This window comes from Prescottella agglutinans (genome assembly GCF_004011865.1).
Classification (GTDB): domain Bacteria; phylum Actinomycetota; class Actinomycetes; order Mycobacteriales; family Mycobacteriaceae; genus Prescottella; species Prescottella agglutinans.
In genome coordinates this window covers 362,677-387,321 of record NZ_RKLP01000002.1, presented here as the reverse complement: position 1 = coordinate 387,321, position 24,645 = coordinate 362,677, and the positions used below count along the sequence as shown (strand labels likewise).

The following is a 24,645-nucleotide window of genomic DNA, read 5'->3' as shown; positions in this document are numbered from 1 at the left end:
GATGACGTCCGAGACCGAACAGACGCCGGACGCGGGGCAGTCGGGATCGCAGGCACGGCTGTTCTTCGCCGACCAACTGCGGCTCCTCTTCGCGACCGCGGGCGGCCCACCGCTGAAGAAGGTGGTCTCCGAAGCCGCGACCCTGACGCGCTCGATGGGCGGGGAGAAGCCGGCGTCGGTCCAACGCATCAGCGACTGGCGTTCGGGCAAGCGGATGCCCGCCACGTTCGATTCCGTGCGTCCGGTGCTCGCCGTGCTGATCCGCATGGCGCGCTCACTCCATGTCGGTCAGCCTCCCACCGACGGACTGTTCTCGATGCGGCAGTGGGAGGCGTGGTGGCGCAGCGCCAACGCGGTCCCCGCCGCGCGGACCGCCGGTGGCAGCGCCGAGCCGATCGTCCCGGCCCTCCCCGCGGGCGTGCGGCCGTACCGCGGACTCGCCCCCTATCGGGAGAAGGACGAGCGGCTGTTCTTCGGTCGACGCCAGAGCGTGAGTGCCCTCGTCGCCGCAGTGCTCGCGGCGCAGGGGCAGGGCCTCGTGATCGTCACCGGCGCCTCGGGCGTGGGCAAGTCGTCGCTCGTGCAGGCCGGCGTCATCCCCGAACTGCGCGGACACGACCGCAGCGAGGGCCGGACCGCGTTCGCGCCGATCGTGTTCGCGCCCGGCGCGAACCCGCTCGACGCCCTGGTCGCGGCCGTGCCGGAGCTGGAGAAGTGTGTCGCGGCGCCGGACCACGAGCAGATCGACCTCGCGCTTCGCGAGGCCGCGATCAGGCTGGGCGCCTCCCAGGTGCTGCTGGTCGTCGACCAGATCGAGGAACTCTTCACCCAGTGCACCGATTCGGACCAGCGGACGCGGTTCCTCGCGGTGCTCGATTTCGCGGCGACCGCCCGGTTCGGCCACGAGCCGTCCGAGACACCGTCCGTCGTCGCGACCATGCGCTCGGACTTCTACGCGCAGGCCCTCGCCTACCCGGTGCTCGCTCGTGCGCTGGAACAGCGCAGCAAGGCGGTCGCGCCGCTGCTGCGTGAGGACGTCGTCGAGGTGATCACCCAGCCGGCTCGGATGATCGGCTTGAAGCTCGAGCCCGGTCTGGTGGACCTGATCCTCAACGACCTCGGCGTGCTCACGGCCGCGTCCCCCAACCCGTCCGACGGCGGTGACGCCGTGCCGCCCGAGGGGAGCGGCACCGTGCTGCCGCTGGTCTCGTACCTGCTCGACACGATGTGGGAGCGTCGCCGGGGCGGCCAGCTCACGATCGCGAACTACCGCGGCACCGGCGGTGTGCTCGGCTCCGTCGCCGCGGCCGCCGAGCAGGCCTGGGAACAACTGGACGAGCGCGGTCGTGTCCTCGCGCGGGCGATGCTGGTGCACCTGGTGTACGTCACCAGCACGGGCACCGACGTCAAGATCCGTCGCACGCTCGCGCAGCTCGTCGCGTTCGAGGGTGCCGACATCGGCGCCGGCCGGCGCGTGGTCGACCACTTCGTCAACGCGCGCGTGCTCGTCGTCGACGGCGACGACGTCGAGCTGATCCACGACGCGGTGATCGCCACCTGGCCGAGGCTGGCGAGCTGGATCCAGGAGGATCGGTCCTACTCGGCGCTGCGGCAGCAGGTCGAGACCGACGCCGTGCACTGGGACGACGCGGAGCGTAATCACAGCCTGCTCTATCACCGCGGTCGTCTCGATCTGCTGGCCGAGCATGCCGCGAAGCGTGCCGACCGCTCCGCCGACGCCGCCGAGGGCGGGATTCCCGCGGTCGCCGCCTCGCTCACGCCCGCGGCCGTCGACTTCCTGGACGCGTCCGTCCGCCAGGTTCGGCGCCAGTCCTGGATGGAGCGGAGCGTGATGGCGGCCCTCGCGTTCTCCGCCGTGGTCGCGGTGGTGATGGGCGTGATGGCCCTGGCCGCGAAGTCCCGCGCCGAGAACGAACGCAGCGCGGCGCAGTTCCAGCAGGTCGTGGCGCTGGCCGACGCGCTGCGCGACAACGACCCGACGACGTCGGCGCAGCTCTCGCTCGCGGCGTGGCAGATGCGTCCCGGCAGCGACGACGCGTTCTCCCGACTGGTCGCCACCGAGAACACCCCGATCTCCCGCGCGCTGCCCGGCCACACCGGACCGATCTACGGGGTGGCGATCTCGGCCGACGGCCGCACGCTCGCCACGGCGAGCGACGACCGGACGGTGCGCCTGTGGGATTTCACCGATCCGTCCGACCCGGTCCAGTTGGGTGCCGACCTGACCGGTCCGGACAAGTACATGGCATCGGTGTCCTTCAGTCCCGACGGCCGCCTCCTGGCTGCGGGCAGCGGCGACGGCGCGACGTGGATCTGGGACGTGACCGACCGCGCGGCGCCGCGTCCGCTTGTCGACGGCGAGCGGTCGGCGCCCGGCGCCGTGCACAACGTGCGGTTCAGCCCCGACGGCCGACTCCTCGCGGTCCCGCACGACAACGGCACCGTCACCCTCGTCGACACGTCCGACCCCGACTCCGGACGGTTCCCGTCCTGGACGTTGCAGGGCCATTCCGGTGCGGTGCGGACGGTGTCGTTCCGTGGGGGTTCGGTCCTCGCGACGTCGAGCGACGATCGCACCGTCCGGGTGTGGGACATCGCCGACCCGGCGCGTCCCGTCCAGATCGGGCGTGAGCTGACGGGTTTCGACGACGTCGTGCACTCGGTCGCGTTCAGCCCGGACGGTCGAAGCCTGGCCGCGAGCAGCGACGACGGGCTGATCAGGATGTTCGACACCACCGATCTCGCGGCGATCCGGCCGATCGACACCCCGGTCCAGGCGCACACGGGCGGTATCTGGACCATCGCGTTCGCGGCGGACGGGGCGACGCTCGCCAGCGCGTCGTGGGACGGGACCGCGAAACTGTGGTCGGTGGACCCGGCGACGCGCATCCTGCACGAGATGAAGCCTGCGCTCAGCGGCAACGGCGGCGGGGTGCCCGCGCTCGCCCTCTCCCCGGACGGGGGCGCGATCGTCACCGGCGGCCAGGACTCGGTCATCCGGGTCTGGACGTTGGCGCCCGGCACGGTGCCGGTGTCGGATTCGCAGTTGACCCTGCCGTCGTTGAACCAGGACGGTTCGCTGCTGGCGACCGCCGGATACGACACGGCGGTGCGGCTGTGGGCGGTCGACGCGGAGGGACGCCTCGACCAGGTCGGGGCGATCGACGTGCCGCGACCGCGCGGCGGTGCGAACGTCGCGGCGCTCTCACCGGACGGCAGGATCCTGGCGACCACGCAGACCTCCGGCGGGCACGTGCAGTTGTGGGATGTTCAGGATCCGACCGCGCCCACTCCGTTGGGGCCGGCCATCGTCACCGCGACCCGGTTCACGTGGGAGATTGCGTTCAGCCCGGACGGGAGGACGTTGGCGATCGGCGACGACGACTTCAGTGTCGCGTTGTGGAACGTCTCGGATCCACGGGCGCCCGTCATCCACGGCCGGAGCCTCACCGGACCGCGCAATCTGGTGCGCACCGCCCAGTTCAGCCCGAGCGGCGACCTGCTGGTGGTGGCCAGCGCCGACGGTGATATCCAGGCGTGGGACGTCACCACTCCGTCCGCGCCGGTGCCGCGGGATCTGCGGGGCGCTGGTCACGAGGGTGGTGTCAACGCCGTCGCGTTCAGCCCGGACGGTTCGACGATGGTCACCGCGAGTGACGACCACACATTGTTGCTGTGGGATCGCGACGCGGACGGCGGATTCGACCAGCGTCCGGAACCGTTGCGGGGCCATACCGGCACGGTGTACAGCGTCGCGTTCACGGCGGACGGGTCCCATGTCGTCAGCGGCAGCGACGACGGCTCGGTCCTGTTGTGGAGCGTGGCCTCCAATGGCGAGGCTGTCGGAGGCCCCTTGACGACTCTGGGGAGGGGGCGCTGGCAGGTGACGACGATGCCGCGGACCGACACGGTGGTCGCGGGTGGCGGCGACGGAGTGCTGCGCATGTGGCGACTCGACACCGACACGATCACGGGACGGATCTGTGCCGCTACCTCGGAACTGACGCAGGATCGGCCGGCGCACTTCGAGATGCCGGAGTCGGGGCGGGATGCGTGCGGGACGCGGTGAGCGTCACGATGCTGCGCGCCTTGTCGAGGCATTCCTGCCACTCGGCGGCGGGATCGGAGTCGATCGTGATGCCGCCGCCGACGCCGAGTCCCACTCGGCCGCCGGGCTCGAACTCGACAGTGCGGATCGCGACGTTGAGTTCCAGACCCGCGACCGGGCTGTGCATGCCGACCGTGCCGCAGTAGACGCCCCGCGGCTCCGGTTCCCACTGCGCGAGTAGTTGTCGGGCGGAGTGTTTGGGGCACCCGGTCACCGACGCGGGCGGGAAGGCGGCGTCGATCAGTTCTTCGGTTTCCACGGTGCCGGGGACGGTCGCGGTGACGGTGGAGACCAGGTGCCAGACGCCGGGGGCGGGCTTGACCCGCAGCAGATCGGCCACCCGGACGGATCCCGGCTCGGCGACCCGGCCGAGATCGTTGCGGACGAGGTCGACGATCATCACGTTCTCGGCCACGTCCTTGACCGAGGCGCGGAGCAGCGCGGGGTCCTCGCCGAGCGGGAGGGTGCCCTTGATCGGGCTCGACGTGACGGTGTCCCCGCGCCGAGTGAGGAACACCTCGGGGGACAGCGACGCCACGGCACCCCACGGCCCCTGCACGAAGGCGGCGCGGCTGGGGCGGGTCCGCTCGACGGCGTCGGCGAAGAAGTCGGCGGGCAGTCCCGAGCTTGCGCCTTGGAACCGCGCACACACGCAGGCCTGGTAGACGTCGCCGCGGGAGATGGCGTCGAGACAGTCCTCGACGCCGCGGCGATGCGCGTGCCGGTCCGGTTCGGTCCACTCGATGTGCCACGGCTGGGGAGATGTGTCCGGGCGGCACACCGCTCGGACGATGTCGTCGGGGCACGGTTCGTCGAGCAGACTCTCGAACCACCAGCAGCCCGACGCGTCGAGCCGCACGACGTGATCGGTCCAGCCGCCGGCCGCGGCGGGCAGCGCCCCGGTCCGGTCGGGATAGGCGCGGTAGCCGATCCATCCACCGCCGACGATCAGCCCGTCCGGTGTCGGTGTTTCACGTGGGACGGTTTCGGGAAGTGGGAGCGGCGTGAATGCCGTCGCGGGATCGCACGGCGTCGCCCGAACGCTCGGTGCGATCACGGCGGCCGTGCCGAACCAGCGTCCGGTCAGGCCGGCCGGCGGGGGAAGCTGCCGCGTCCGAGCCCGTCGAGCCAGTGCGCGGAACACGTCGGCTGCGGTGCCACCGTCTCCGAGCCGCTCGATCCGCATTGGTCCAGCTTTCCATGAGGTGCGGGCCGCACCGGCATCGGTCCGCGGTGACGTCGATCGGGCCGGCACCCGATGTGTGGCCGGTACCTCATCGGGGGATCGCTCGTGCGGACGGTGACAGCGAGGCGTCGTCGGCTGCGGACTGCCCCGCGTGCCACCCGTCGGCGTCGACGGCGCGACTCCGGGATGCCCTGGTGGTCGGGAATAGCCGCTCGAACTCGGCATCGACGGCCGCGGACCGCGCGGCCAGCACCGGCAGCAGGTCGTCGATCCGCACGTCGGCGTCCACCGCCGCCTCGGCGGTGGCGCGGCTGTCCGTCTCCTTGAGTCGCTGTCCGATGCGTACCGCGAATCCGAACAGGAATGCCTTCCGGAACGACGCCGTCCGGGAGGTGCCCGCGTCGTGGGCGCCGGCCGCCTGCATCGCTCGAGTGGCCTGGACCAGCAGCGACGTGAACAACAGGTCGACCTGTTCGAGGTCGAGTGGGCTGCCCACGACGGTCGCGATCGCGAACCGGTCGAACCACACCGTTCGCACGCGATTGGCCTCGCCGATCGCGGTGAGCAGGTGGACCTTCTCCCGCACGTACGGGTTGTCGAGGTGGAGGCGGCGGCTGTGGACCGCGGTGGACGCCCGCGCGCTCCCGCCGAGCAGCGCGGTGCTGATCGCGTACCGCGTCATGAGGTCCTGCGCCTTGGCGGTGAAGGTCTCGGCTTCCTCGACGAACTCGGTTGCCTCGGCCTTAGCGAGGAGCCCGCGGATCCGGCCCAGGACCCGGGGGTCGACGGCAGCGGCGGGGACCTCGGTGCCGGGGCCGTCGTGCTGCGTCGGCACGCGCGACCACGCGGACGGCGGTGCGCACAGCTGGTTCAGCCGAGGGAACTCGAGCCACAGCACCGTCAGGTCGACCCAGTCGCGCACCCCGATCTGCCAGTCGACGGCGTCGAGGGCCGCGGCGAAGTCGTCGGGGTCGCAGCGGGGCGCCAGCCCGTCGGCGAACCGGGCGGCGTCGGGTTCGCCGTCCGCGATCCGGGTGAGCTGCGCCCGCCAGTCGCGTGGGGCCCGGTCCGCGGTGTCGCAGGTGCGTGCCTGGAAGAGCACCGCCGCGGCGGCGGTCGCCGCGGTCCCGGCGCCGAGTGCGCGCCGGGACACGTGCATCACGTCGGCGGGCTGCCAGCCGCGCTCGTAGGCATCGGCGAGGGCGGCCATGAGGCCGGCAGCCGACCGATGCCGGGGCGGCGGTGGGCATCCGAACCGATCGAATGCGTCGCGCGTTCGAAAGTATGTTCTATTGCTCCCCATGCGTGACAGTGTGCACGAGGGGACCGACAACTTTTGGGAACGAAAGCTACGCGTCGGTCTCCTCGACGTACCGCGGGAACACGCCCACGGGCTTCGGCAGCGGCGTACCAGCGACGATGCGGTTCTCGAGGTCGACGAAGGCGCGGGCTTCGGGGGCCTGGCCCAGCAGGTCGAGGATCTTCTCGGCCGAGCCCGGCATCACCGGCTGGACCAGGATGCCGACGATGCGGACCACCTCGAGGGTCACGTAGAGGACCGTCGCCATGCGGGCCGGATCGGTCTTGCGGAGCACCCACGGTTCCTGCTGCGAGAAGTACCGGTTGGTCTCGCCGAGCACGTGCCAGATCGCCTCGAGTCCGAGGTGCAGGGCCTGCACGTCGAACTCGGCGCGCACCTTCTCGAGCAGCGCGTCGGCCTGCGTGAGCAGCGCCCGGTCGTCGTCGGTGAGTTCACCCGGCGTCGGAACCTGTGCGTCGCAGTTCTTCGCGACCATCGACAGCGACCGCTGGGCCAGGTTGCCCAGTTCGTTCGCGAGGTCGGTGTTCATGCGGGTGACGATCGCCTCGTGGCTGTAGCTGCCGTCCTGGCCGTACGAGATCTCGCGCAGCAGGAAGAAGCGGACCGCGTCGAGTCCGTACTGCTCCACCATCGCGAGCGGGTCGACGACGTTGCCGACCGACTTCGACATCTTCTCGCCCTTGTTGAACAGGAAGCCGTGGACGAAGACGCGCTTGGGCAGTTCGACGCCCGCCGACATCAGGAAGGCCGGCCAGTACACGGTGTGGAACCGCGTGATGTCCTTGCCGATGATGTGCAGGTTCGCGGGCCAGTACCGCTCGAACTCGTCCGAATCGGTGTTCGGGAAGCCGGCGCCGGTGAGGTAGTTGGTGAGCGCGTCCACCCACACATACATGACGTGCGCGGGGTCGCCGGGCACCGGGACGCCCCAGTCGAACGTGGTGCGCGAGATCGACAGGTCCTTGAGCCCGCTCTTGACGAAGCTGAGGATCTCGTTGCGGCGCGTGGACGGCGCGATGAAGTCCGGGTTCTCCTCGTAGTGCGCGAGCAGGCGGTCCTGGTATTTCGACAGCCGGAACGTGTAGTTCGACTCCTCGGTCCACTCGACCGGCGTACCGGTCTCGGTGGCGATCCGGGTGCCGTCCTCGAGGACCTTCGTCTCCTCCTCGGCGTGGAACGCCTCGTCGCGGACCGAGTACCAGCCCGAGTAGGTGTCGAGGTAGATGTCGCCGGCCGCGACCATCCGCTCCCAGATCGCCTTGCTGGCCTCGAGATGGTCGGCGTCCGTCGTGCGGATGAACCGGTCGTACGAGATGTTCAGCACCTTGTCCATGGCCTGGAACACGTCCGAGTTGCGCGTCGCGAGGTCGCGGACGTCGATGCCTTCCTTGGCCGCCGTCTGCTGCATCTTCAGGCCGTGCTCGTCGGTGCCGGTCATGAAGAACACGTCGAACCCGTCGAGGCGCTTGAAGCGCGCGATCGCGTCCGACGAGATGTACTCGTAGGCGTGCCCGATGTGCGGGACGCCGTTGGGGTACGCGATCGCCGTCGTCAGATAGAACGGCGGACGGGCGGGCTGGGCGGGCGAGGAAGGCACAGTCATGGTGCGCCTACTCTATCGACGTGAGCAAAGATCGTCCCGCCCCGGACCTGCCCGAGCCGCTTTTTCCGCTCGTCGACGCCCATACGCACCTCGACGCGTGCGGTGCCACGGATGCGGCGAGTGTGCGGGAGATCGTCGACCGCGCGGCGTCGGTCGGCGTCGAGCGGATCGTGACGGTGGCGGACGACCTGGCGGCCGCGCAGTTCGCCGTGGACGCCGCGAATTGGGACGAGCGCGTCTTCGCGGCGGTCGCGATCCACCCGACCCGGGCCAACGCCCTCGACGACGCCACCAGGGCGGAGATCGAGCGTCTGGCGTCCGACCCGCGCGTCGTGGCGGTGGGCGAGACCGGCCTGGATCTGTACTGGCCCGGCAAGCTCGACGGCTGCGCGACGCCGGACGAGCAGGAGGAGGGCTTTCGCTGGCACATCGACCTCGCGAAGCGCCTCGGCAAGCCGCTGATGATCCACAACCGTGAAGCGGACACCGACCTGCTGCGCGTCCTCGACTCCGAGGGTGCCCCCGACACGGTGATCTTCCACTGCTTCTCGTCCGACGCGACGATGGCCCGGGCCTGCGTCGACGCCGGCTACGTGCTCAGCTTCTCCGGCACGGTCAGCTTCAAGAACGCCAAGGCACTCCGCGAGGCCGCGCTGCTGGTCCCCGCCGACCAGTTGCTCGTCGAGACCGACGCGCCGTACCTCACCCCGCACCCGTTCCGCGGTGCGCCCAACCAGTCGTACTGCCTGCCGTACACGCTGCGCGCGCTCGCCGAGGTGCGCGGCGACGACCCCGCCGAGCTGGCGAAGGCGTCGACCGCGAACGCCGAGCGCGTCTACCGGCTGCCCAGCCGCGACTGAGCACTCAGGCCGACGGGGGGTTCTTGCGCGGCCGGATCCGGGCGTTCGGCAGCGGCGGCGCGGGCAGTCGCTGCACGGCACCGGCGTAACCCTCGACGGCCCCGAACTGGTCCGACTCGGCCTGCCAGGCGTCGCGGAACCGCTCGATCTCCTCGTGGCTGCGCCCGACGAAGTTCCACCACATCACGATCTCCTCGCCGAACGGTTCGCCGCCGAGCAGCACGACGCGCGCCGGGTCGTCAGTGAGGTTCGTGAGCGTCAGCGTCGACGCGCCGATCCCGACGTAGCCGAGGTCGGCGCGGGCGAGGTCGAGGTCCTCGAGGCGGACCGCGCCGGTGTCGACGAGTGCGCCGTGTTCGAACGCCGGGTCGACGTCCAGGCGCACCTGCGCCCGGGGTTCGAGCGTCAGTTCCGCGCCGAGCAGAGGGGTGAAGGTGTGGACGGGGGACCGGGATCCCGCCAGCGAGCCGAGGAACACCCGAGCAGACCCGCCCTCGAAGGCCACGACCGGCGGTACGTAGTGCTCGAAATTGCGGGGAGCATCGCGGGCGTCGTCGGGCAGGGCCACCCACAGTTGGACGCCGTGCAGGATCGTCGTGTCCGGCGTGGAGACCTCGGAGTGGCAGATGCCGCGGCCGCCGGTCATGAGGTTGACCTCGCCGGGCCGGACCATCGCGTGCACGCCCTTGCTGTCGCGGTGCTCGATCTCACCGGTGAACAGCCAACTGACGGTCTGCAGCCCGGTGTGCGGGTGCGGTGCGACGTCCATGCCGCCGGTGACCGCGACGTCGTCGGGCCCGTAGTGGTCGGCGAAGCACCACGCCCCGATCAGTGACCGCTGCCGTTGCGGGAGGGTGCGGCGCACCGGCATCGCACGGGGTCCGCCGAGCGGCACCTCCCGGGACGTGATGATCTCCGTCAGCGGTCGCCCGGAGACGGGTGTGTCGGGTCCGTGCTCGCACTCGATCTCGACCGGATCGGCTTCGACGTTGCTCATTGCCCCACCCTTTCATGTGCCCGCAGGGTGAGCGTCCGGACATTCGACGACCAAGGGCCCGTGACCGATTCGTGACTGACCAGCGGCGTTGCCGAGACGTTTGTTGCAGCATATGTGCTGATCGACACGTTGCGGTTGCCAGATCGCAGACCCACCGTTACCGTGCTGTGATCAACTTGTCGTCGGCCCCAGGACGTGTCGTGTCTCCTCTCAGTCGGATCAACACCGTCAGGTCGCCACTGCTGTACGGCGTGATCGCCGCCCTGTTCGTGACGCTTCTCGCCGGTGGCGGACTGGTCGTTGCTCGGCACAAGACGATCACCCTCGACGTCGACGGCGAGGCCGTCGCGCTCAGCACGTTGCGGACGGATGTCGGGTCGATCCTGGACAGTGCCGGCTATCCGATCGGTGAGCACGACGTCGTCGCTCCCGGTGCCGACGCGAAGCTCTCGGACGGCGACACCGTCGTCCTGCGTCGCGGCCGCGAGATCGTGCTGACGGTCGACGGCGAACGTCGGACGGTGTGGACGACGGCCCTGACGGTCGACGACGCGATGCGCCAGCTGAGTCTGGCCGGCGATGCGTACGTGTCGGCGTCGCGTGGCCAGCGCATCCCGCTCGACGGCATGGAGTTCGACGTCCTCAACGCCAAGACCGTGAAGGTCTCCGACGGCGGCGCGCCGCCGGTCGAGGTGCGGGTCGCCGCTCCCACGGTGGGCGAGTTCCTGACCGTCACGAAGGCGGCGCTCGAGCAGGCCGACACCGTGACGCCGGCGCCGGAGACGCCGCTGACCGACGGCCTCGAGGTCGTCGTGACCCGCAACCGCACCGAGACTCGTACCGAAACCCAGCCGATCCCGGCCCCGGAGCATCGCGTCGACGACCCGGAACTCGAGCAGGGCAAGACCACTGTCGAGAACCCCGGTGCGCCGGGGGAGCGGACGGTGACGGTGTCGGTGACGACGGTCAACGGTGCGGAGACGCATCGGCAGGAGCTGTCGTCGTCGGTGGTGCGTGAGCCGGCCGTGACGGTCGTGCGGGTCGGCACCAAGCCCAAGCCGTCGGCGCCGTCGGTGGCGAACGGCTCGGTGTGGGATTCGATCGCGCACTGCGAGGCCACGGGCAACTGGGCGATCAACAGCGGCAACGGATACTACGGCGGCCTCCAGTTCAACCAGGGCACGTGGGAGGCGTACGGCGGCACCCAGTACGCTCCGCGTGCCGACCTGGCCACCCGTGAACAGCAGATCGCTGTCGCAGAGAAGGTCCAGGCGGCGCAGGGCTGGGGTGCGTGGCCCGGCTGCACCAGCAAGTTGGGTCTCGGATAAGGAATCGCGATGTCGCCCCTGTCGAAGATCAACACGAGTCGGTCGCCGCTGATGTACGGCGTGGTGGCCGCGACTCTTGCGACCCTGTCGGTCGGCGGCGCGACCGCGATCGCGCAGCACAAGACCGTCACCGTCGACGTCGACGGCGACCTGATCCAGGTCGGCACGATGTCGTCGGACGTCAGCGGAGCGCTTGCGGCGGCAGGCTATTCGGTCGGCGAGCACGACGCGGTCGCGCCCGCGGTGGACTCGGACCTGCACGACGGCGACACCGTGGTGTTGCGTCGCGGCCGTGAGGTTGCGCTCACCGTGGACGGCCGGGAGCGCAGCGTGTGGACCACCGCGCTCACGGTCGACGAGGCGCTGAACCAGTTCCGGCTCGCCGGGGACGTGCATGTGTCGGCGTCGCGTTCGCAGCGGTTGCCGCTCGAGGGTGCGGACCTCGACGTGGTCAACCCGCGCACCGTCCGCCTGGTCGACGGCGCTAATGCGGCGACCGACGTCCGGTTGGCCGCTCCGACGGTCGGTGAGTTCCTCGCCGCGCACGGGACCCCGCTCGAGCAGGCCGACACCGTCGTCCCGGCCGCCGACACCCCGCTCACGGAGAACATGGAGATCACCGTGACCCGGGGCCGGGTGGAGACACGCGTGGTCACCGAGTCGGTGGCCCCGCCGGAGCAGCGCATCGAGGATCCGTCGATGAACATGAGCCGCACCGTCGTCGAGAACGCGGGCCGCTCGGGTGTCGCGGACGTCACGTACGAGGTCACGACGGTCAACGGCGTCGAGGCCGGGCGCACGCCGGTCGGCTCCGTGGTCAGGGTTGCGCCGGAGCCGCGGGTCGTGCGGGTGGGCGCCAAGCCGGGCACCGAGGTGCCGCCGGTACAGAACGGCGCGACGTGGGACGCGCTGGCGCAGTGCGAGGCCACGGGCAACTGGGCGATCAACACCGGCAACGGGTTCTACGGCGGCGTGCAGTTCGACCAGAACACGTGGGAGCGTCAGGGCGGACTCAAGTACGCGCCCCGCGCCGACCTGGCGACCCGCGAGGAGCAGATCGCGATCGCGTCGCGTACGCAGGAGACGCAGGGCTGGGGCGCGTGGCCGTCGTGCACCAGCAGGCTGGGCCTGCGCTGACCGCTTGCCTCGTGGGTTAGGTTCTTCAGGTGTCAGACGCCGTGCCGCCCCCCATCCACCCGCGAGGACAGGCCGCCCTGCTGGGCCCCGCCGAGGTCCGCGCCCTCGCTGAAGAGTTCGGGGTGCGCCCCACCAAGCAGCTCGGGCAGAACTTCGTGCACGACGCCAACACGGTGCGCCGCATCGTGGCCTCGGCCGGCGTCGGCCCGCAGGACACGGTGCTCGAGGTCGGTCCGGGGCTGGGCTCGCTGACGCTGGCGCTGCTCGACGTCGTCGACAAGGTCGTGGCCGTCGAGATCGACCCGAAGCTGGCCGCGCGCCTGCCCGCGACGGTCGCGGACCGTGCGCCGGAACTGGCGGACCGGCTGACGGTGGTCGGCGCCGACGCGATGCGGGTGATGCCCGACGACGTCCCGGGTGAGCCGACGGCGCTGGTCGCGAACCTGCCGTACAACGTGGCCGTCCCGGTGCTGCTGCACCTGTTCGCGGAGTTCCCGAGCCTGCGCACCGCGCTGGTGATGGTGCAGTCCGAGGTCGCGGACCGGTTGGCGGCGACGCCGGGCAACAAGGTGTACGGCGTGCCGAGCGTGAAGGCCAACTTCTTCGGTGCGGTCAAACGTGCAGGCGCAGTGGGGCGGGCGGTGTTCTGGCCGGTGCCGCAGGTGGAGTCCGGTCTGGTGCGCATCGACCGGTACACCGAGGAGCCGTGGCCGATGGACGCCGCGCACCGACGTCGGGTGTTCGCGGTGATCGACGCAGCATTCGCGCAGCGCCGCAAGACTCTTCGCGCTGCCCTCGCCGGCTGGGCCGGCTCGCCCGTCGAAGCGGAGCGGCGACTCGTCGCCGCCGGGATCGAACCGTCGACCCGGGGCGAGAAGCTGGACGCGGCCGCCTTCGTGCGACTCGCGTCGATCCCGGAATCGGATTGATACCCGGATCATCCTGCGTGGCAGGGGGGTTCGCCCCGTATTTGTGATCCGAACGGCTTCGATTCGTGCGGATCGGACTTCTGGACCACAATGGACCGGGCGGTCTCTGTCGGGGGAGGTCGCCGTGAAACGATCCCGTCGAGCTGTGATTTCGAGGAAAACTGTTGTGAACAAGCGAATGTGGGCATATCTGTGCCGGTCGATCGGTGTGGCGTCGGTGGTGGCAGCGACCGCGCTGGTCGCCGGTTGCGGTGGTTCGGTGGAGGGCACTCCGGCGGCTGCCGATTCCGGGTCGAGTTCCTCGAGCACGAGCAGCGCGGCTCCCACGACGGTGGCCGGTCAGGCGGGGAGCGACCGCGGAGGTTCGGTCGACATCGACGTCGAGATCGGCGACTGCGTGCGACTGGGCGGCACGTCGGATGCGGCAACGATCGCCGAGGCCACCTGCGGCAGTGACAAGTCCAACTACAAGGTCGTCGCCAAGGCGGCGCAGAACTCACAGTGCCCCGCGGACGTCGATCAGGTCTACTACGAGACCAAGTGGGGCAGCGAGCGCGGCGCCCTGTGCCTCGACGTCGACTGGGTGATGGGCGGTTGCATGAGCATGCCCGACGGCGAGGACGAACCGCAGCGCGTGGACTGCAACGATCCGTCCGCGCCGAACATCGAACGGGCCATCGAGATCATCGAGGGCGTCACGGACGTCGAGCAGTGCTCGGAGGGCGGCTTCGTCCACGACGAGCGGCGCTTCACCGTGTGTACGGAGACAGTGAGCTAGCACCGTCCCGAGACGACGGCCCGGAGGAATTGCCTCCGGGCCGTTCGTGTTTCGTGGGCCGGTGGGTTCGTACGGGCGTCTCCTCCTTTCGTACGGAAGTGCTCCTACTTTCGTATCGGCATGCCTCGGTGTGGTCCCGGTGCCGGCGCGAGTCGCCCTAGGTTCGTCGGGTACAGCCTCGCTATTTCGCCTCGAAAGGTGTTTCCATGTCTCGAATTTCGATCCGCCGTGCCGCCGCCGTCGCCGCGATCGCGGGCACTGCCGCACTGGCCGTTCCTGCTCTCTCCCATGCCGAACCCACCGGCTCCCTCGGTTCGCTCGGCAGTGCGGACGGCGGCTCCTCCACCGGGTCGCTCGGTGGTTCGCTCGGTGGTTCCTCCACCGGTTCGCTCGGTGGTTCGCTCGGCGGTTCGTCCGACGCACCCGCCGGCGGTTTCACGTGTGAGTCGCTCTCGACCGAGGCGACGCCGGCGGGCTGGGGCATCCCGTTCGACGACGAGCAGGGGCAGGAGGCGTCCTACTCGGCGTCGGGTGTCTTCGATCGGAACGGCTCCCTCGAGCTCGCCGTCGACGGGCCGTCGGACCGCGCCGCGTGGTACCACTCGGCGGGCAGCGTGAAGCTCGCGGACGTCATCGGGAAGGAGATCGGGTTCGCCGAGAAGGCGGCCACGTCGACCGCGTCGTTCCAGATGCGGCTGCTGGGGACCACGGGCGGCAAGTTCGAGAACGGATTCACCACTCTCGTGTGGGTCGCCGAGCCGGGCACCACCTCCACCTCGGACGGCGGCATGCACGACATGATCCAGAACGGCCGGTGGTGGAGCACCCAGAACATCGACGGCGCGAAGGATCGGGTGCCGACGACGCTCGCCGCGATCTCGGCCGCCAACCCGAACGCCACCGTCGAGCACTACGGCGTGAGCGTCGGCACCGGTTCGGTCGCGACCTCGACGCTCGTCGACGCGGTGACGTTCAACGGCTGCACCACCGACTTCGCCACGAACGGTCCCGCCGCCCCGGCCACGGGATCGGGCTCGGGCACAGGCTCGGGCGCGGGGTCGCTCGGAAGCCTGTCCGGCAGCACGTCCTCCTGATCCACCTCCGCTGCGCCGTCCGAGCCCGAGAGAGGCTCGGTCGGCGCGGTTCTCACTGACCGGGAACGGGCGTTCGGGACAAACCGGGGCCGGTTAGCCTCTCCGCAATCTGTGGCGGGCGTCACAGTTTCACGAGTGGTGGGAGGGTGCGTGGCCGGAAGATCGGTGTTCGGAAAGGGCTTGGTCGCGGCGGTGGTCGCGAGTGCGCTGGTGCTCGCGGGATGCGCGAACTCGGCCGACGGCAGCGAGTCCGGGGGCGGGGACACGCGGACCCCGCCGGCCGTCGGCTTGGTGGGCGACCAGGAGGGCACGCCTGGCCCGGTGCCCCAGTTGACGTTCAGCGTGCAGGCGCTCGCGGCCGTCCTGGATCCGGCGAGGACCGCCGCCCGCGGCGGCAGCGGCGGCGACGAACTGGCTGCGGTCTACGACGTCCTGCTGCGGTACGACGACAAGACGGGCGAGTTCGTGCCGCGGCTCGCACAGTCCCTGACGGCGGACGGCAGCAGCATGGTGTGGACGCTGAAACTGCGTCCGGGCGTGACCTTCAGCGACGGCACGCCGCTCGACGCGAACGCGGTGGTGGCGAGCATCGACCGCTACAACACCAATCGCGGTAACGGTGCCGCGGTGTGGGTCGACGCGGTCGAGTCGACGACGGCCGTCGATCCGCAGACGGTCGAGTTCCGCCTGCGCAAGCAGTGGCCGACCTTCCCGTCGATGCTGGCCCTGGGCCACGGCATGATCGTGGCACCGAGCGCCGGTGAGGGCGAGGCGTTCAAGCCGATCGGTGCCGGCCCGTTCGTGCTCGAGCGGTATGCGCCCAACGAGGAGCGCATCCTCACCGCGCGCGCCGACTACTGGAACGGCAAGCCCAACGCCGACCGGATCCGGTTCATCGCGCTGAGCGGCTCGAGGGAGAACCTCGAATCGCTGAAGACCGACGGCATCGACATCGGCTTCATGCGCGGCAACCCGCAGGCCATCTACGACGCTCTCGACGCCGACTACCCGGGCTCGTTCAGCATCCTCAACAGCGGTGGCGCCGAACTGGTGAACAATCGTGAGGGCCGCCCCGGCTCCGACGTCCGTGTCCGCAAGGCGATCGCGCTCGCGATTGATCCGGAACTGGTGGGCCAGCGCGGCGACAACGGTCTCGGCCTGCCGGGCAAGGCGATGTTCGACAAGCGCTCCCGCTGGGCCACCGACGTCGAGGGCCTGCCCTACGATCCGGACGCCGCTCGCAAGCTGCTCGACGAGGCCAAGGCCGACGGATACGACGGCAAGCTGAACTACATCGTGTTGCAGGAGCCCACCGAGGCGGCGATCGGCCTGGCGGTGCAGTCGCTGCTGCAGGCGGTCGGGTTCACTGTGAACATTGTCAACGCGAACAACGCGGGCGACATCGTCAAGCAGGTGTACGTCCAGCACGACTACGACATGGCGCACGCCGGTATCGGCCTGTACGAGGCGATTCCGTTCCTGGGCCTGCAGACGACGTTGGCGGGCAACTCCGGCGCCAACTTCTCGGGGTACTCGAACCCGCAGATGGACGAGTTGCTCGCCAAGCTGCAGGCCGCCGACGGCGACGACCGGATCCGCGGCGTGATCTCCGAGATCCAGACGCTGTGGAACGAGACCGTGCCGAGCGTGCCGATCAGTTCCGTGATGATCTACGTGGCCTGGCAGCAGGACGTTCGCGGCGTGCTGCCCACCGCGACGGGAATCATGCTGCTCGACAGGGCCGGTCGCGCCTGACGGGACACACGACGACGGGCCCGGCGACAGTGTCGCCGGGCCCGTCTCGTCCGCTCAGGAAGAGGGGCGGAACCGCCGCAGCCGCAGGCTGTTGCTGACGACGAACACGCTCGAGAACGCCATCGCCGCGCCGGCGAGCATCGGGTTCAGCAGGCCCGCCGCAGCGAGCGGGATCGCCGCCGCGTTGTACGCGAATGCCCAGAACAGGTTGCCCTTGATGGTGCGCAAGGTCTTGCGCGACAACTCGATCGCGTCGGCGGCCGAACGGAGATCACCACGGACCAGGGTGATGTCGGCAGCCTCGATCGCGACGTCGGTGCCGGTGCCCATCGCGAGTCCCAGGTCGGCCTGGGCGAGGGCCGCGGCGTCGTTGACGCCGTCGCCGACCATGGCGACGACCTTGCCGCGGGACTGCAGGTCCTTGACGGCGGTCACCTTGTCACCGGGCAGCACCTCGGCGATCACGGTGTCGATGCCGACCTGCTCGGCCACGGTCCGCGCGACCGTCTCGTTGTCGCCGGTCAGCAGGACGGGGGTCAGGCCGAGGGCCTTGAAGCGGCGCACGGCGTCGGCGCTGGTGTCCTTGATCGCGTCGGCGACGACGAACACGGCGCGGGCCTGCCCGTCCCAGCCTGCCGCGATCGCGGTCCGTCCCAGCTTCTCGGCGTCCCGCTTGGCGCGGGCGAGGTCCTCGGGCAGGTGCTGCGACCAGTCGGCGAGCAGGCTCTCGCGTCCGGCGATCACGGCGTGGCCGTCGACGATGCCCTGGACACCCTTGCCCTCGACGTTGAGGAAATCCTCCACGCCGGGCAGGGTGCCGACGCTGCGGGCGGCGCCGGTGGCGACGGCCTGGGCGATCGGGTGCTCGGACGCATTCTCCAGCGCCCCCACCAGCCGCAGCGCCTCGTCGCGGTCGACGCCGTCGGCGGTGATCACGTCGACGAGGGTCATCTTGCCGGTGGTGACGGTGCCGGTCTTGTCGAGGACGACGGTGTCGACGCCGCGGGTGGTTTCGAGGACCTCGGGTCCCTTGATCAGCACGCCCAGTTGGGCGCCGCGGCCGGTGCCGACGAGCAGCGCCGTCGGGGTGGCCAGGCCCAGCGCGCACGGGCACGCGATGATCAGCACCGCGACCGCGGCGGTGAACGCGACCTGCAGCGGGTTGCCGGTTCCGATCCAGTAGCCCAGGGCGGCAACGGAAATCGCGATCGCGATGGGCACGAAGACGCCGGCGATGCGGTCGGCCAGACGCTGGACCTCGGCCTTGCCGTTCTGCGCGTCCTCGACGAGCGCGGCCATCTGCGCGAGCTGGGTGTCGCTGCCGACCCGGCGGGCCCGCACCACGAGCCGTCCGCCCGCGTTGACGGTGGCGCCCACGACGTCGTCGCCGACGCTCACCTCGACGGGCACCGATTCGCCGGTCAGCATGCTCATGTCGACGGCGGAGCTGCCCTCGACGACGACGCCGTCGGTGGCGACCTTCTCGCCGGGCCGGACCACGAACAGGTCGTCGACACGCAGTTGGTCTGCGGGGATGCGGGATTCGACACCGTCGCGCAGGACGGAGACCTCCTTGGCCCCGAGTTCGAGCAGCGCCCGCAGCGCCGCGCCGGCGGTGCGCTTGGACTTGGCCTCGAAGTACCGTCCGGCGAGCACGAACGTGATGACGCCCGCGGCAACCTCGAGGTAGATGTTCGCGGCGCCGTCCATCCGGCCGATCGTCAGCTCGAAGGCGTGCGTCATCCCGGGGGTGCCGGCGGTGCCGAAGAACAGCGCGTACAGCGACCACGCGAACGCGGCGGACGTGCCGAGCGAGATCAGGGTGTCCATCGTCGCGGTGCCGTGGCGCAGGTTGGTCCACGCGGCGCGGTGGAACGGCAGGCCGGCCCACACGATGACGGGCGCGGCGAGGGTGAGCGACAGCCACTGCCAGTTGGTGAACTGCAGCGCCGGGATCATCGCCATCGCGATCACCGGAATCGACAGGACCGCGGACACGATCAGCCGGGTGCGCAGCGCCGCGAGTTCGCGCTCGCCCGCGGCGTGACCCTGCTCCTCGCCCGTGCCCTGCCCGTCGGCTGCCGGGGGAGTGGGCAGGGTCGCGGTGTAGCCGGCGTTCTCCACCGCCGTGACGAGGTCGTCGGTGCTGACGCCCTCGGCGAAGGCGATCTTGGCCTTCTCGGTGGCGTAGTTGACGGTCGCGGTGACGCCCTCGATCTTGTTGAGCTTCTTCTCGACTCGGGCGGCGCACGAGGCGCACGTCATACCGCCGATCGCGAGTTCGATGGTGTCGTTACGGCCGGTGGTGAGATCGGCGGTAGTCATCAGTGTCCTCCTTCGTGACCGTCGTGTCGTGCGGGTGCGGGTGCGGATTCGGTGGCCGGCGCGGCGGCCGTCGGGCCCACCGGGACGGTGAACTCGGCGGTGCGGACCGTCCCCTCGTGCTGGAAGTCGAGGAACAGCCGGTAGGTGCCGGCGGTCGGGGCCTGCGCGTGGAAGGTGACGTCCGGGCCGGGTGCGGTGACGCCGTCGCCGGGCTCTCCTTCGGGGTGGACGTGCAGGTAGGCGAGGTCGCCGGTGCGCAGTGCGACCAGGTGCCCGTACGCCCCGAGGTAGGGGTCCAGGTCGGTGACCGGGACGCCGTCGCGGGTGACGCGGAGCGTCAGCGGGCCGCCGGCGGTGGTCAGGTCGCCGTCGAGGGTGACGGTGTAGCCGTCGACCGTCGCGGTGCGCGAGGCGGCCGGCAGCGGCGCTGGTTCGAGGTCGCCGGCGACGTCGACGTTGCGGCCGAGCGTGAGCTGACCGGGCGCCCCGGACGCCTGGAAGTCGGCGAAGACGCGGTAGGTGCCGCCCGTGGGCCAGGTCCAGTCGATCGACCAGGTGCCGTCGGGGCCGAGTGTCGGGTGGACGTGCCGGAACCTGCTGGTGTCGGCGCGGACGACGATCAGGTGGAGTTGCTTGCCGTGCAGTTCGGCGAACTCGCGGACCGGATTGCCGTCGGCGTCCTGGACGCGGAAGCTCAGCGTGCCGGACTCGCCGGCCCGGGTCGGCGAGGTGACCTCGCCCAGGGTGTATCCGTCCTGTGAAACCTGCAGCCCGGCGGGAACGTCCGCGTCGGGTGCGGCTGTCGGTGCGGCCGCCGAATGGCTGTCGGTGTGTGTGCTCGTCATGTCTATCGGGCTTCCCGTGACGGTCCCCACGCCGAGGGCCGCGGCGAATACGACCGCGAGCCCCCCGGCGTAGGCGATGAGCGTGGTGGACGTGCGCATCGGATTCCTCAGATCGGCTGTGCCGTGTAGCCCGCTTCCTCGACGGCCGCGGCGACCGCGGACTCGGGGAGCGGGGCTGCGGACGTGACGGTCAGGCGGCCGGACTGCAGGTCGACGGCGACGTCGGAGACGCCGGCGATCGCGCCCACCTCCTCCTTGACCGAGGCGACGCAGTGTCCGCAGGTCATCCCGGTGACGGCGTATTCGGTGGTGCTGCTCATGTCGGTCTCCCTCCGTTGTACCACTACCCCGTGTGGGTATGGCTCGAACAATTCGTAAGGTACCCCCAGGGGGTATCAGGACGCAAGGGGTCGATTTCGAGACGTGCGACACGTCTGGGCCGGACCGGTGCGCAGCGGCGCTGGTTGTGGTTGACTGATCTCGGTCGTAGTTTTTGTGTTTGTGTTAGTCCACGCTCGCAAATCCTGAAGTTGCGGGCGGACGAGTCTCTCCTGAGAGCGACGTAGCCGCCGAGTAACACCGGCCCGGGAATCCCTGACCTGGAGTTTCCCGAGTTTGCACTGTGTAAGAGGAGAGAAAAGAAACATGGCAGAAGGCACCGTGAAGTGGTTCAACGCTGAAAAGGGCTTCGGCTTCATCGCGCCCGACGACGGCTCCGCCGACGTCTTCGTCCACTACTCGGCCATTCAGACCAACGGCTTCCGCACCCTGGAAGAGAACCAGCGCGTGCGTTTCGAGATCGGCCAGGGCAACAAGGGCCCGCAGGCCACCGACGTCACCGCTGTCTGAGCTGACTCGGATCTGCCCGGCTGAGCCGGGCGCATGACGAGACACGGGCCCCACTCCTTCCCGGAGTGGGGCCCGTGTCGTGTCTCCGGCCCGATTCGTCGCACCGGCACCGGGTTCGGCGCTAGGGTTCGGCAACCGAGCCGACGAGACGGAGGGGGCCGACGTGACGCCCGAGGAGTTGAGTGACCGCGCCGAGATCGGCGACGTGCTGCACCGCTATTTCCAGGGCGTCGACCGCCGGGACTGGGCGGTGGTACGGAGTTGCTTCTTCGACGACGCGCACAACGACTACGCGCCGTTCTATCAGGGCGGCATCGACGACTTCATGCAGTTCCTGGCCGACCCGGCCGGCTTCGGACTCTTCGACCGCACGTTCCACTTCGCGGGCACCCAGTCGATCGAACTCGACGGCGACACCGCCGATACCGAGATCTATGCGATGGCGCAGCACACCAGCGCGGCCGACGCGGGCAACCCGACCCGCAACTTCCTCGTCGTCTGGCTGCGCTACCTCGACCGTTTCGAGCGCCGCGACGGACGGTGGGCCATCGCGGACCGCCGGATCGAGGTCGACTGGATCCGCAACGACACCGGCAGCGGCTGGATGGACGTGCCGGGTCAGGCGCCGCGGTAGCGTTCGGCGACCAGCGCGTGATGCTCGGCGCGGCGCCGGCACTCATCGCGCAGTTCGGGCGGGTCGAGCACCGTGAAGTCGACGTCGAACGCGCTCAGCCATCGTGCGATCGACCGCACCGAGTCGCTCCCGAGCGCGACCACACAGCGATCGTCGGGGGCGACCTCGAGCGTGCCCCATGCCGCGTCGACCATCGGGGCGATGTCCTCGATCGGGGCGTGGAGCAGCACGCGAGCGCGCACCCGGGTCACCGCACTGCCGACGCCGCGCGCGACGAACTCGGCGGCCCCGCCCGGCGGTAGCTCCCGGGGTGTGAAGCGCGGTCCGGTCGGGATCTTGGGGTCCATGCGATCGACCCGGAAGGACCGCCAGTCCTCCCTCGTCAGGTCCCATGCGACGAGGTACCACCGCTGCCCGGAGCGGACCAGCCGATACGGCTCCACCTCGCGTCGGCTCTCGCTGCCGTCGTGGGTCCGGTAGTCGAACCGGAGGCGCTCGTGGCCGTGGCACACCGACGCGATCGCGGACAGCACCGCGGCGTCGACCGCGCTGGGCGCCGGTTCGCGCTGCACCACGTCCACCTGCAGCGCCTCGAGGCGATGGCGCAGCCGTGACGGCATCACCTGCCGCAGCTTGGTGAGCGCCCGTACCGACGACTCCCCGATCCCCAGGACGGCGCCCGTGGCACCGGACTGCAGGCCGAGCGCGACGGCGAGTACCTCGTCGTCGTCGAGCAGCAGGGGTGGCATCTCCGCGCCCGCGCCGAGCCGGTACCCGCCGCCGACGCCGACGGTCGCGTCGACGGGGTAGCCGAGGCCGCGCAGCTTGTCGACGTCGCGGCGCACCGTCCGTGGGGTGATGTCCAGGCGCTCGGCCAGCTCCAGACCGGACCAGTCCCGTCGGGTCTGGAGCAGGGAGAGCAGCCGGAGCAGCCGTGCCGATGTTTCCCGCATGCGTCGAAGCATCCCAGATATTGCGGACGCTAGGTGTCCTCAATAGGTCGTAGCTTTCGTGTCGAGAGACGAATCGACACGGAACGGGGAGGCATCACGATGCACGCGATGATCCGCACGGAGGGTCTGACCAAACGCTTCAAGCAGGGCAAGAACACGGTCGACGCGGTCGTCGACGTCGATCTCGAGGTTGCCGACGGCGAGTTGGTGGCGTTGCTCGGGCCCAACGGTGCGGGCAAGTCGACGACGCTGCGGATGCTGACGACGCTGCTGCCGCCGACCGCGGGGCGCGCGACGGTCGCCGGCTTCGACGTCACCGCGGACCGCGACGAGGTGCGGCGCCGGATCGGCTACGTCGGGCAGGGGAGCGGGGCCGGGCACAATCAGCGGGTCCGGGACGAGTTGGTGACGCAGGGACGCTGCTACGGCATGACCAAGCCGGCGTCGGACACCCGCGCGGACGAACTCCTCGACGCCCTCGATCTCGAAGACCTGGCCACCCGGAAGGTCAGCACGCTCTCGGGCGGTCAGCGCCGACGGCTCGACATCGCGCTCGGTCTGGTCCACCGGCCGCCGCTGCTGTTCCTCGACGAGCCGACCACCGGCATGGACCCGCAGAGCCGCGCCAACCTGTGGGAACACATCCTGCGACTGCGCGCCCGGATGGGCACCACGATCGTGCTCACCACCCATTACCTCGAAGAGGCCGACGCGATGGCCGAACGGGTGATCGTCATCGACCGCGGCACGGTGATCGCCGACGACACCGCGTCCGCGCTCAAGTCCGAACTGGCCGGCGACCTGTTGACCGTCGGGTTCGACGACCCGGCGGCGGCGACCCGCGCCGCGGGTCTCGCAGCAGGCCTCGTGACGGTCCGCGACGTCACGGTGACCGGTGCCGTCGTCGAGGTGCGGACCCGCGAGGGCGAGGTGACCCTGCCCGAACTGTTCCGGGTGGCCGAGGACCACGGCCTGCGCGTCGCGACCGCCGCGATCGCGCGGCCCACACTCGACGACGTCTTCCTCGGCCTGACCGGACGCAGCCTACGTGAGACGGCCGCCGCGTGAACCCCGCCCCTTCCGCACCGCTCGACCATCCGACCCCACCGAGGAGACTTCTCATGACCGGAATCGTCCGCGACAGCGGCATCGTCATGACCCGTGAACTGCGGCCTACGCTGCGCGACCCCGTGAGCGTGGTGTTCAGCCTCGCTCAGCCGCTGATCCTGCTCGCGCTGTTCGGCCCGCTGTTGAAGACCGTCCCCGGTATGGGGGAGGGCGTGTGGAACTGGTTCATCCCCGGGGTGCTGGTGATGATCGCGATCTTCGGCACCTCGATGACGGGCTCGAATCTGCTGATGGAGATGCAGCAGGGCTCGCACGAACGGATGCTCGTCACGCCGCTGCACCGCTCGTCGCTGCTGATCGGCCGGGCCGCGAAGGAGATGGTTCCCCTTGCGGCGCAGGCGGTTCTGATCATCCTGGTGGCGCTGCCGCTGGGGCTCGACGTCGATCCGCTCGGCGCCGTCGTCGGTATCGCCGTGCTCGGCGTGTTCGGGGTGGGCCTCGGCGCGCTGTCGTATGCGCTGGCGCTGGCCGTGCGGGACCAGGACTGGATGTTCTGGGTGGTGCAGCAGACGCTGATGTTCCCGATGCTCATCCTGTCGGGCACGATGCTGCCGCTCGACGACGCCCCGGGCTGGATGCGAGCGCTCGTCTCGATCAACCCGCTCGGCTACGTCGTCGACGCCGAGCGCGCCCTGTTCGCGGGCGATCTGGCGTCCGGGACGGTGCTGTCGGGCGTGATCGCGGCGGTCACCGTCGCCGTGGTGGGACTCGGTGTGGGCGTGCGGTCGGTGCGATAGCGATTCGACGGCGGGGAAGTGCGCCTGAGGTGCGTTTTCGTCCCCTCGGGCGCACCG

20 protein-coding genes are annotated in these 24,645 nt (G+C 70.3%); 12 read left to right on the top strand and 8 right to left on the bottom strand.

Translation table 11 applies throughout. From position 1 onward, the window contains the following. Nucleotide 1: 1 nt before the first annotated feature. Nucleotides 2–4,090 (top strand): nSTAND1 domain-containing NTPase, encoded by a 4,089-nt coding sequence (locus EGT67_RS05780; protein WP_127915100.1) that lies wholly within the window; start codon nt 2–4, stop codon nt 4,088–4,090. Here the strand turns inward: EGT67_RS05780 and EGT67_RS05775 are convergent. The 3 genes from EGT67_RS05775 to metG all read right to left on the bottom strand — a co-directional run bounded on the left by EGT67_RS05775 (nt 4,011) and on the right by metG (nt 8,239). After that, complete coding sequence (locus tag EGT67_RS05775) at nt 4,011–5,315, bottom strand: aminodeoxychorismate synthase component I (protein WP_127915099.1); 1,305 nt, start codon at nt 5,313–5,315, stop codon at nt 4,011–4,013. The two genes, EGT67_RS05780 and EGT67_RS05775, sit on opposite strands and share 80 nt — an antisense overlap. Before the next feature lie 88 nt (nt 5,316–5,403). Further along, a complete protein-coding gene (locus EGT67_RS05770; protein WP_127915098.1) occupies nt 5,404–6,618 on the bottom strand; it encodes a DUF2786 domain-containing protein in 1,215 nt (404 codons plus the stop codon). A 46-nt stretch (nt 6,619–6,664) separates the two neighbouring features. Then, entirely contained in the window at nt 6,665–8,239 is a 1,575-nt protein-coding gene (gene metG / locus EGT67_RS05765) for a methionine--tRNA ligase (protein WP_127915097.1), read from the bottom strand. A 20-nt stretch (nt 8,240–8,259) separates the two neighbouring features. On the opposite strand from metG, the gene EGT67_RS05760 reads away from it, so the two are divergent. Continuing rightward, nucleotides 8,260–9,099 carry a TatD family hydrolase gene (locus tag EGT67_RS05760; protein WP_127915096.1) on the top strand — a complete coding sequence of 280 codons (840 nt, stop codon included), beginning with the start codon at nt 8,260–8,262 and terminating at the stop codon, nt 9,097–9,099. Between the two features lie 4 nt (nt 9,100–9,103). On the opposite strand, the gene EGT67_RS05755 is transcribed toward EGT67_RS05760, so the two are convergent. Next, the gene (locus EGT67_RS05755) at nt 9,104–10,096 is read right to left on the bottom strand and encodes a pirin family protein (RefSeq protein WP_127915095.1); all 993 of its coding nucleotides are present in this window, start codon (nt 10,094–10,096) and stop codon (nt 9,104–9,106) included. 200 nt (nt 10,097–10,296) lie between these two features. Between EGT67_RS05755 and EGT67_RS05750 the strand changes: the two genes are divergently transcribed. The 6 genes from EGT67_RS05750 (at nt 10,297) to EGT67_RS05725 (ending at nt 17,117) form a co-directional block, all read left to right on the top strand. After that, a complete protein-coding gene (locus EGT67_RS05750; protein WP_127915094.1) occupies nt 10,297–11,424 on the top strand; it encodes a resuscitation-promoting factor in 1,128 nt (375 codons plus the stop codon). Between the two features lie 9 nt (nt 11,425–11,433). After that, nucleotides 11,434–12,561 (top strand): resuscitation-promoting factor, encoded by a 1,128-nt coding sequence (locus EGT67_RS05745; protein ID WP_127915093.1) that lies wholly within the window; start codon nt 11,434–11,436, stop codon nt 12,559–12,561. A 29-nt stretch (nt 12,562–12,590) separates the two neighbouring features. Further along, a complete protein-coding gene (gene rsmA, locus EGT67_RS05740) occupies nt 12,591–13,490 on the top strand; it encodes a 16S rRNA (adenine(1518)-N(6)/adenine(1519)-N(6))-dimethyltransferase RsmA (RefSeq protein WP_127915092.1) in 900 nt (299 codons plus the stop codon). A 178-nt stretch (nt 13,491–13,668) separates the two neighbouring features. Beyond that, on the top strand, nt 13,669–14,268 hold the full coding sequence (lppU, locus tag EGT67_RS05735; protein WP_127915309.1) for an LppU family putative lipoprotein: 600 nt from the start codon (nt 13,669–13,671) through the stop codon (nt 14,266–14,268). A gap of 206 nt (nt 14,269–14,474) precedes the next feature. Next, the gene (locus EGT67_RS05730) at nt 14,475–15,362 is read left to right on the top strand and encodes a hypothetical protein (protein ID WP_127915091.1); all 888 of its coding nucleotides are present in this window, start codon (nt 14,475–14,477) and stop codon (nt 15,360–15,362) included. 150 nt (nt 15,363–15,512) lie between these two features. Continuing rightward, the gene (locus EGT67_RS05725) at nt 15,513–17,117 is read left to right on the top strand and encodes an ABC transporter substrate-binding protein (protein WP_127915090.1); all 1,605 of its coding nucleotides are present in this window, start codon (nt 15,513–15,515) and stop codon (nt 17,115–17,117) included. 54 nt (nt 17,118–17,171) lie between these two features. Here EGT67_RS05725 and EGT67_RS05720 read toward each other — a convergent pair whose 3' ends face one another. The 3 genes from EGT67_RS05720 to EGT67_RS05710 are packed head-to-tail and all read right to left on the bottom strand — an operon-like array spanning nt 17,172 to nt 20,607. Continuing rightward, nucleotides 17,172–19,442, bottom strand: a complete 2,271-nt coding sequence (locus EGT67_RS05720; protein ID WP_127915089.1) for a heavy metal translocating P-type ATPase — start codon at nt 19,440–19,442, stop codon at nt 17,172–17,174. After that, nucleotides 19,442–20,386 (bottom strand): hypothetical protein, encoded by a 945-nt coding sequence (locus EGT67_RS05715; protein WP_127915088.1) that lies wholly within the window; start codon nt 20,384–20,386, stop codon nt 19,442–19,444. The genes EGT67_RS05720 and EGT67_RS05715 overlap by 1 nt, the downstream gene beginning before the upstream one ends. An 8-nt stretch (nt 20,387–20,394) precedes the next feature. Further along, nucleotides 20,395–20,607 (bottom strand): heavy-metal-associated domain-containing protein, encoded by a 213-nt coding sequence (locus EGT67_RS05710; RefSeq protein ID WP_127915087.1) that lies wholly within the window; start codon nt 20,605–20,607, stop codon nt 20,395–20,397. Between the two features lie 325 nt (nt 20,608–20,932). On the opposite strand from EGT67_RS05710, the gene cspE reads away from it, so the two are divergent. Together cspE and EGT67_RS05700 are read left to right on the top strand one after the other, a co-directional pair. Further along, nucleotides 20,933–21,136, top strand: coding sequence for a transcription antiterminator/RNA stability regulator CspE (cspE, locus tag EGT67_RS05705; protein ID WP_005514750.1), 204 nt, complete (start codon nt 20,933–20,935; stop codon nt 21,134–21,136). 163 nt (nt 21,137–21,299) lie between these two features. Then, nucleotides 21,300–21,770 carry a nuclear transport factor 2 family protein gene (locus EGT67_RS05700; protein WP_127915086.1) on the top strand — a complete coding sequence of 157 codons (471 nt, stop codon included), beginning with the start codon at nt 21,300–21,302 and terminating at the stop codon, nt 21,768–21,770. On the opposite strand, the gene EGT67_RS05695 is transcribed toward EGT67_RS05700, so the two are convergent. After that, nucleotides 21,755–22,723, bottom strand: a complete 969-nt coding sequence (locus EGT67_RS05695; RefSeq protein WP_127915085.1) for a helix-turn-helix transcriptional regulator — start codon at nt 22,721–22,723, stop codon at nt 21,755–21,757. The two genes, EGT67_RS05700 and EGT67_RS05695, sit on opposite strands and share 16 nt — an antisense overlap. A gap of 108 nt (nt 22,724–22,831) precedes the next feature. Here EGT67_RS05695 and EGT67_RS05690 point away from each other — a divergent pair, with 108 nt between their 5' ends. Next, a complete protein-coding gene (locus EGT67_RS05690) occupies nt 22,832–23,791 on the top strand; it encodes an ATP-binding cassette domain-containing protein (protein WP_127915084.1) in 960 nt (319 codons plus the stop codon). A 53-nt stretch (nt 23,792–23,844) separates the two neighbouring features. Beyond that, nucleotides 23,845–24,588 (top strand): ABC transporter permease, encoded by a 744-nt coding sequence (locus tag EGT67_RS05685; protein ID WP_127915083.1) that lies wholly within the window; start codon nt 23,845–23,847, stop codon nt 24,586–24,588. Nucleotides 24,589–24,645 lie beyond the last annotated feature (57 nt).

Coding starts and splice junctions, on each gene's coding strand:
- EGT67_RS05780 (WP_127915100.1), top strand. CDS start 2: ATGACGTCCGAGACCGAACAGACGCCGGACGCGGGGCAGTCGGGATCG.
- EGT67_RS05775 (WP_127915099.1), bottom strand. CDS start 5,315: ATGCGGATCGAGCGGCTCGGAGACGGTGGCACCGCAGCCGACGTGTTC.
- EGT67_RS05770 (WP_127915098.1), bottom strand. CDS start 6,618: ATGGGGAGCAATAGAACATACTTTCGAACGCGCGACGCATTCGATCGG.
- metG (WP_127915097.1), bottom strand. CDS start 8,239: ATGACTGTGCCTTCCTCGCCCGCCCAGCCCGCCCGTCCGCCGTTCTAT.
- EGT67_RS05755 (WP_127915095.1), bottom strand. CDS start 10,096: ATGAGCAACGTCGAAGCCGATCCGGTCGAGATCGAGTGCGAGCACGGA.
- EGT67_RS05745 (WP_127915093.1), top strand. CDS start 11,434: ATGTCGCCCCTGTCGAAGATCAACACGAGTCGGTCGCCGCTGATGTAC.
- lppU (WP_127915309.1), top strand. CDS start 13,669: ATGTGGGCATATCTGTGCCGGTCGATCGGTGTGGCGTCGGTGGTGGCA.
- EGT67_RS05730 (WP_127915091.1), top strand. CDS start 14,475: ATGTCTCGAATTTCGATCCGCCGTGCCGCCGCCGTCGCCGCGATCGCG.
- EGT67_RS05720 (WP_127915089.1), bottom strand. CDS start 19,442: ATGACTACCGCCGATCTCACCACCGGCCGTAACGACACCATCGAACTC.
- EGT67_RS05715 (WP_127915088.1), bottom strand. CDS start 20,386: ATGCGCACGTCCACCACGCTCATCGCCTACGCCGGGGGGCTCGCGGTC.
- EGT67_RS05710 (WP_127915087.1), bottom strand. CDS start 20,607: ATGAGCAGCACCACCGAATACGCCGTCACCGGGATGACCTGCGGACAC.
- cspE (WP_005514750.1), top strand. CDS start 20,933: ATGGCAGAAGGCACCGTGAAGTGGTTCAACGCTGAAAAGGGCTTCGGC.
- EGT67_RS05695 (WP_127915085.1), bottom strand. CDS start 22,723: ATGCGGGAAACATCGGCACGGCTGCTCCGGCTGCTCTCCCTGCTCCAG.
- EGT67_RS05690 (WP_127915084.1), top strand. CDS start 22,832: ATGATCCGCACGGAGGGTCTGACCAAACGCTTCAAGCAGGGCAAGAAC.
- EGT67_RS05685 (WP_127915083.1), top strand. CDS start 23,845: ATGACCGGAATCGTCCGCGACAGCGGCATCGTCATGACCCGTGAACTG.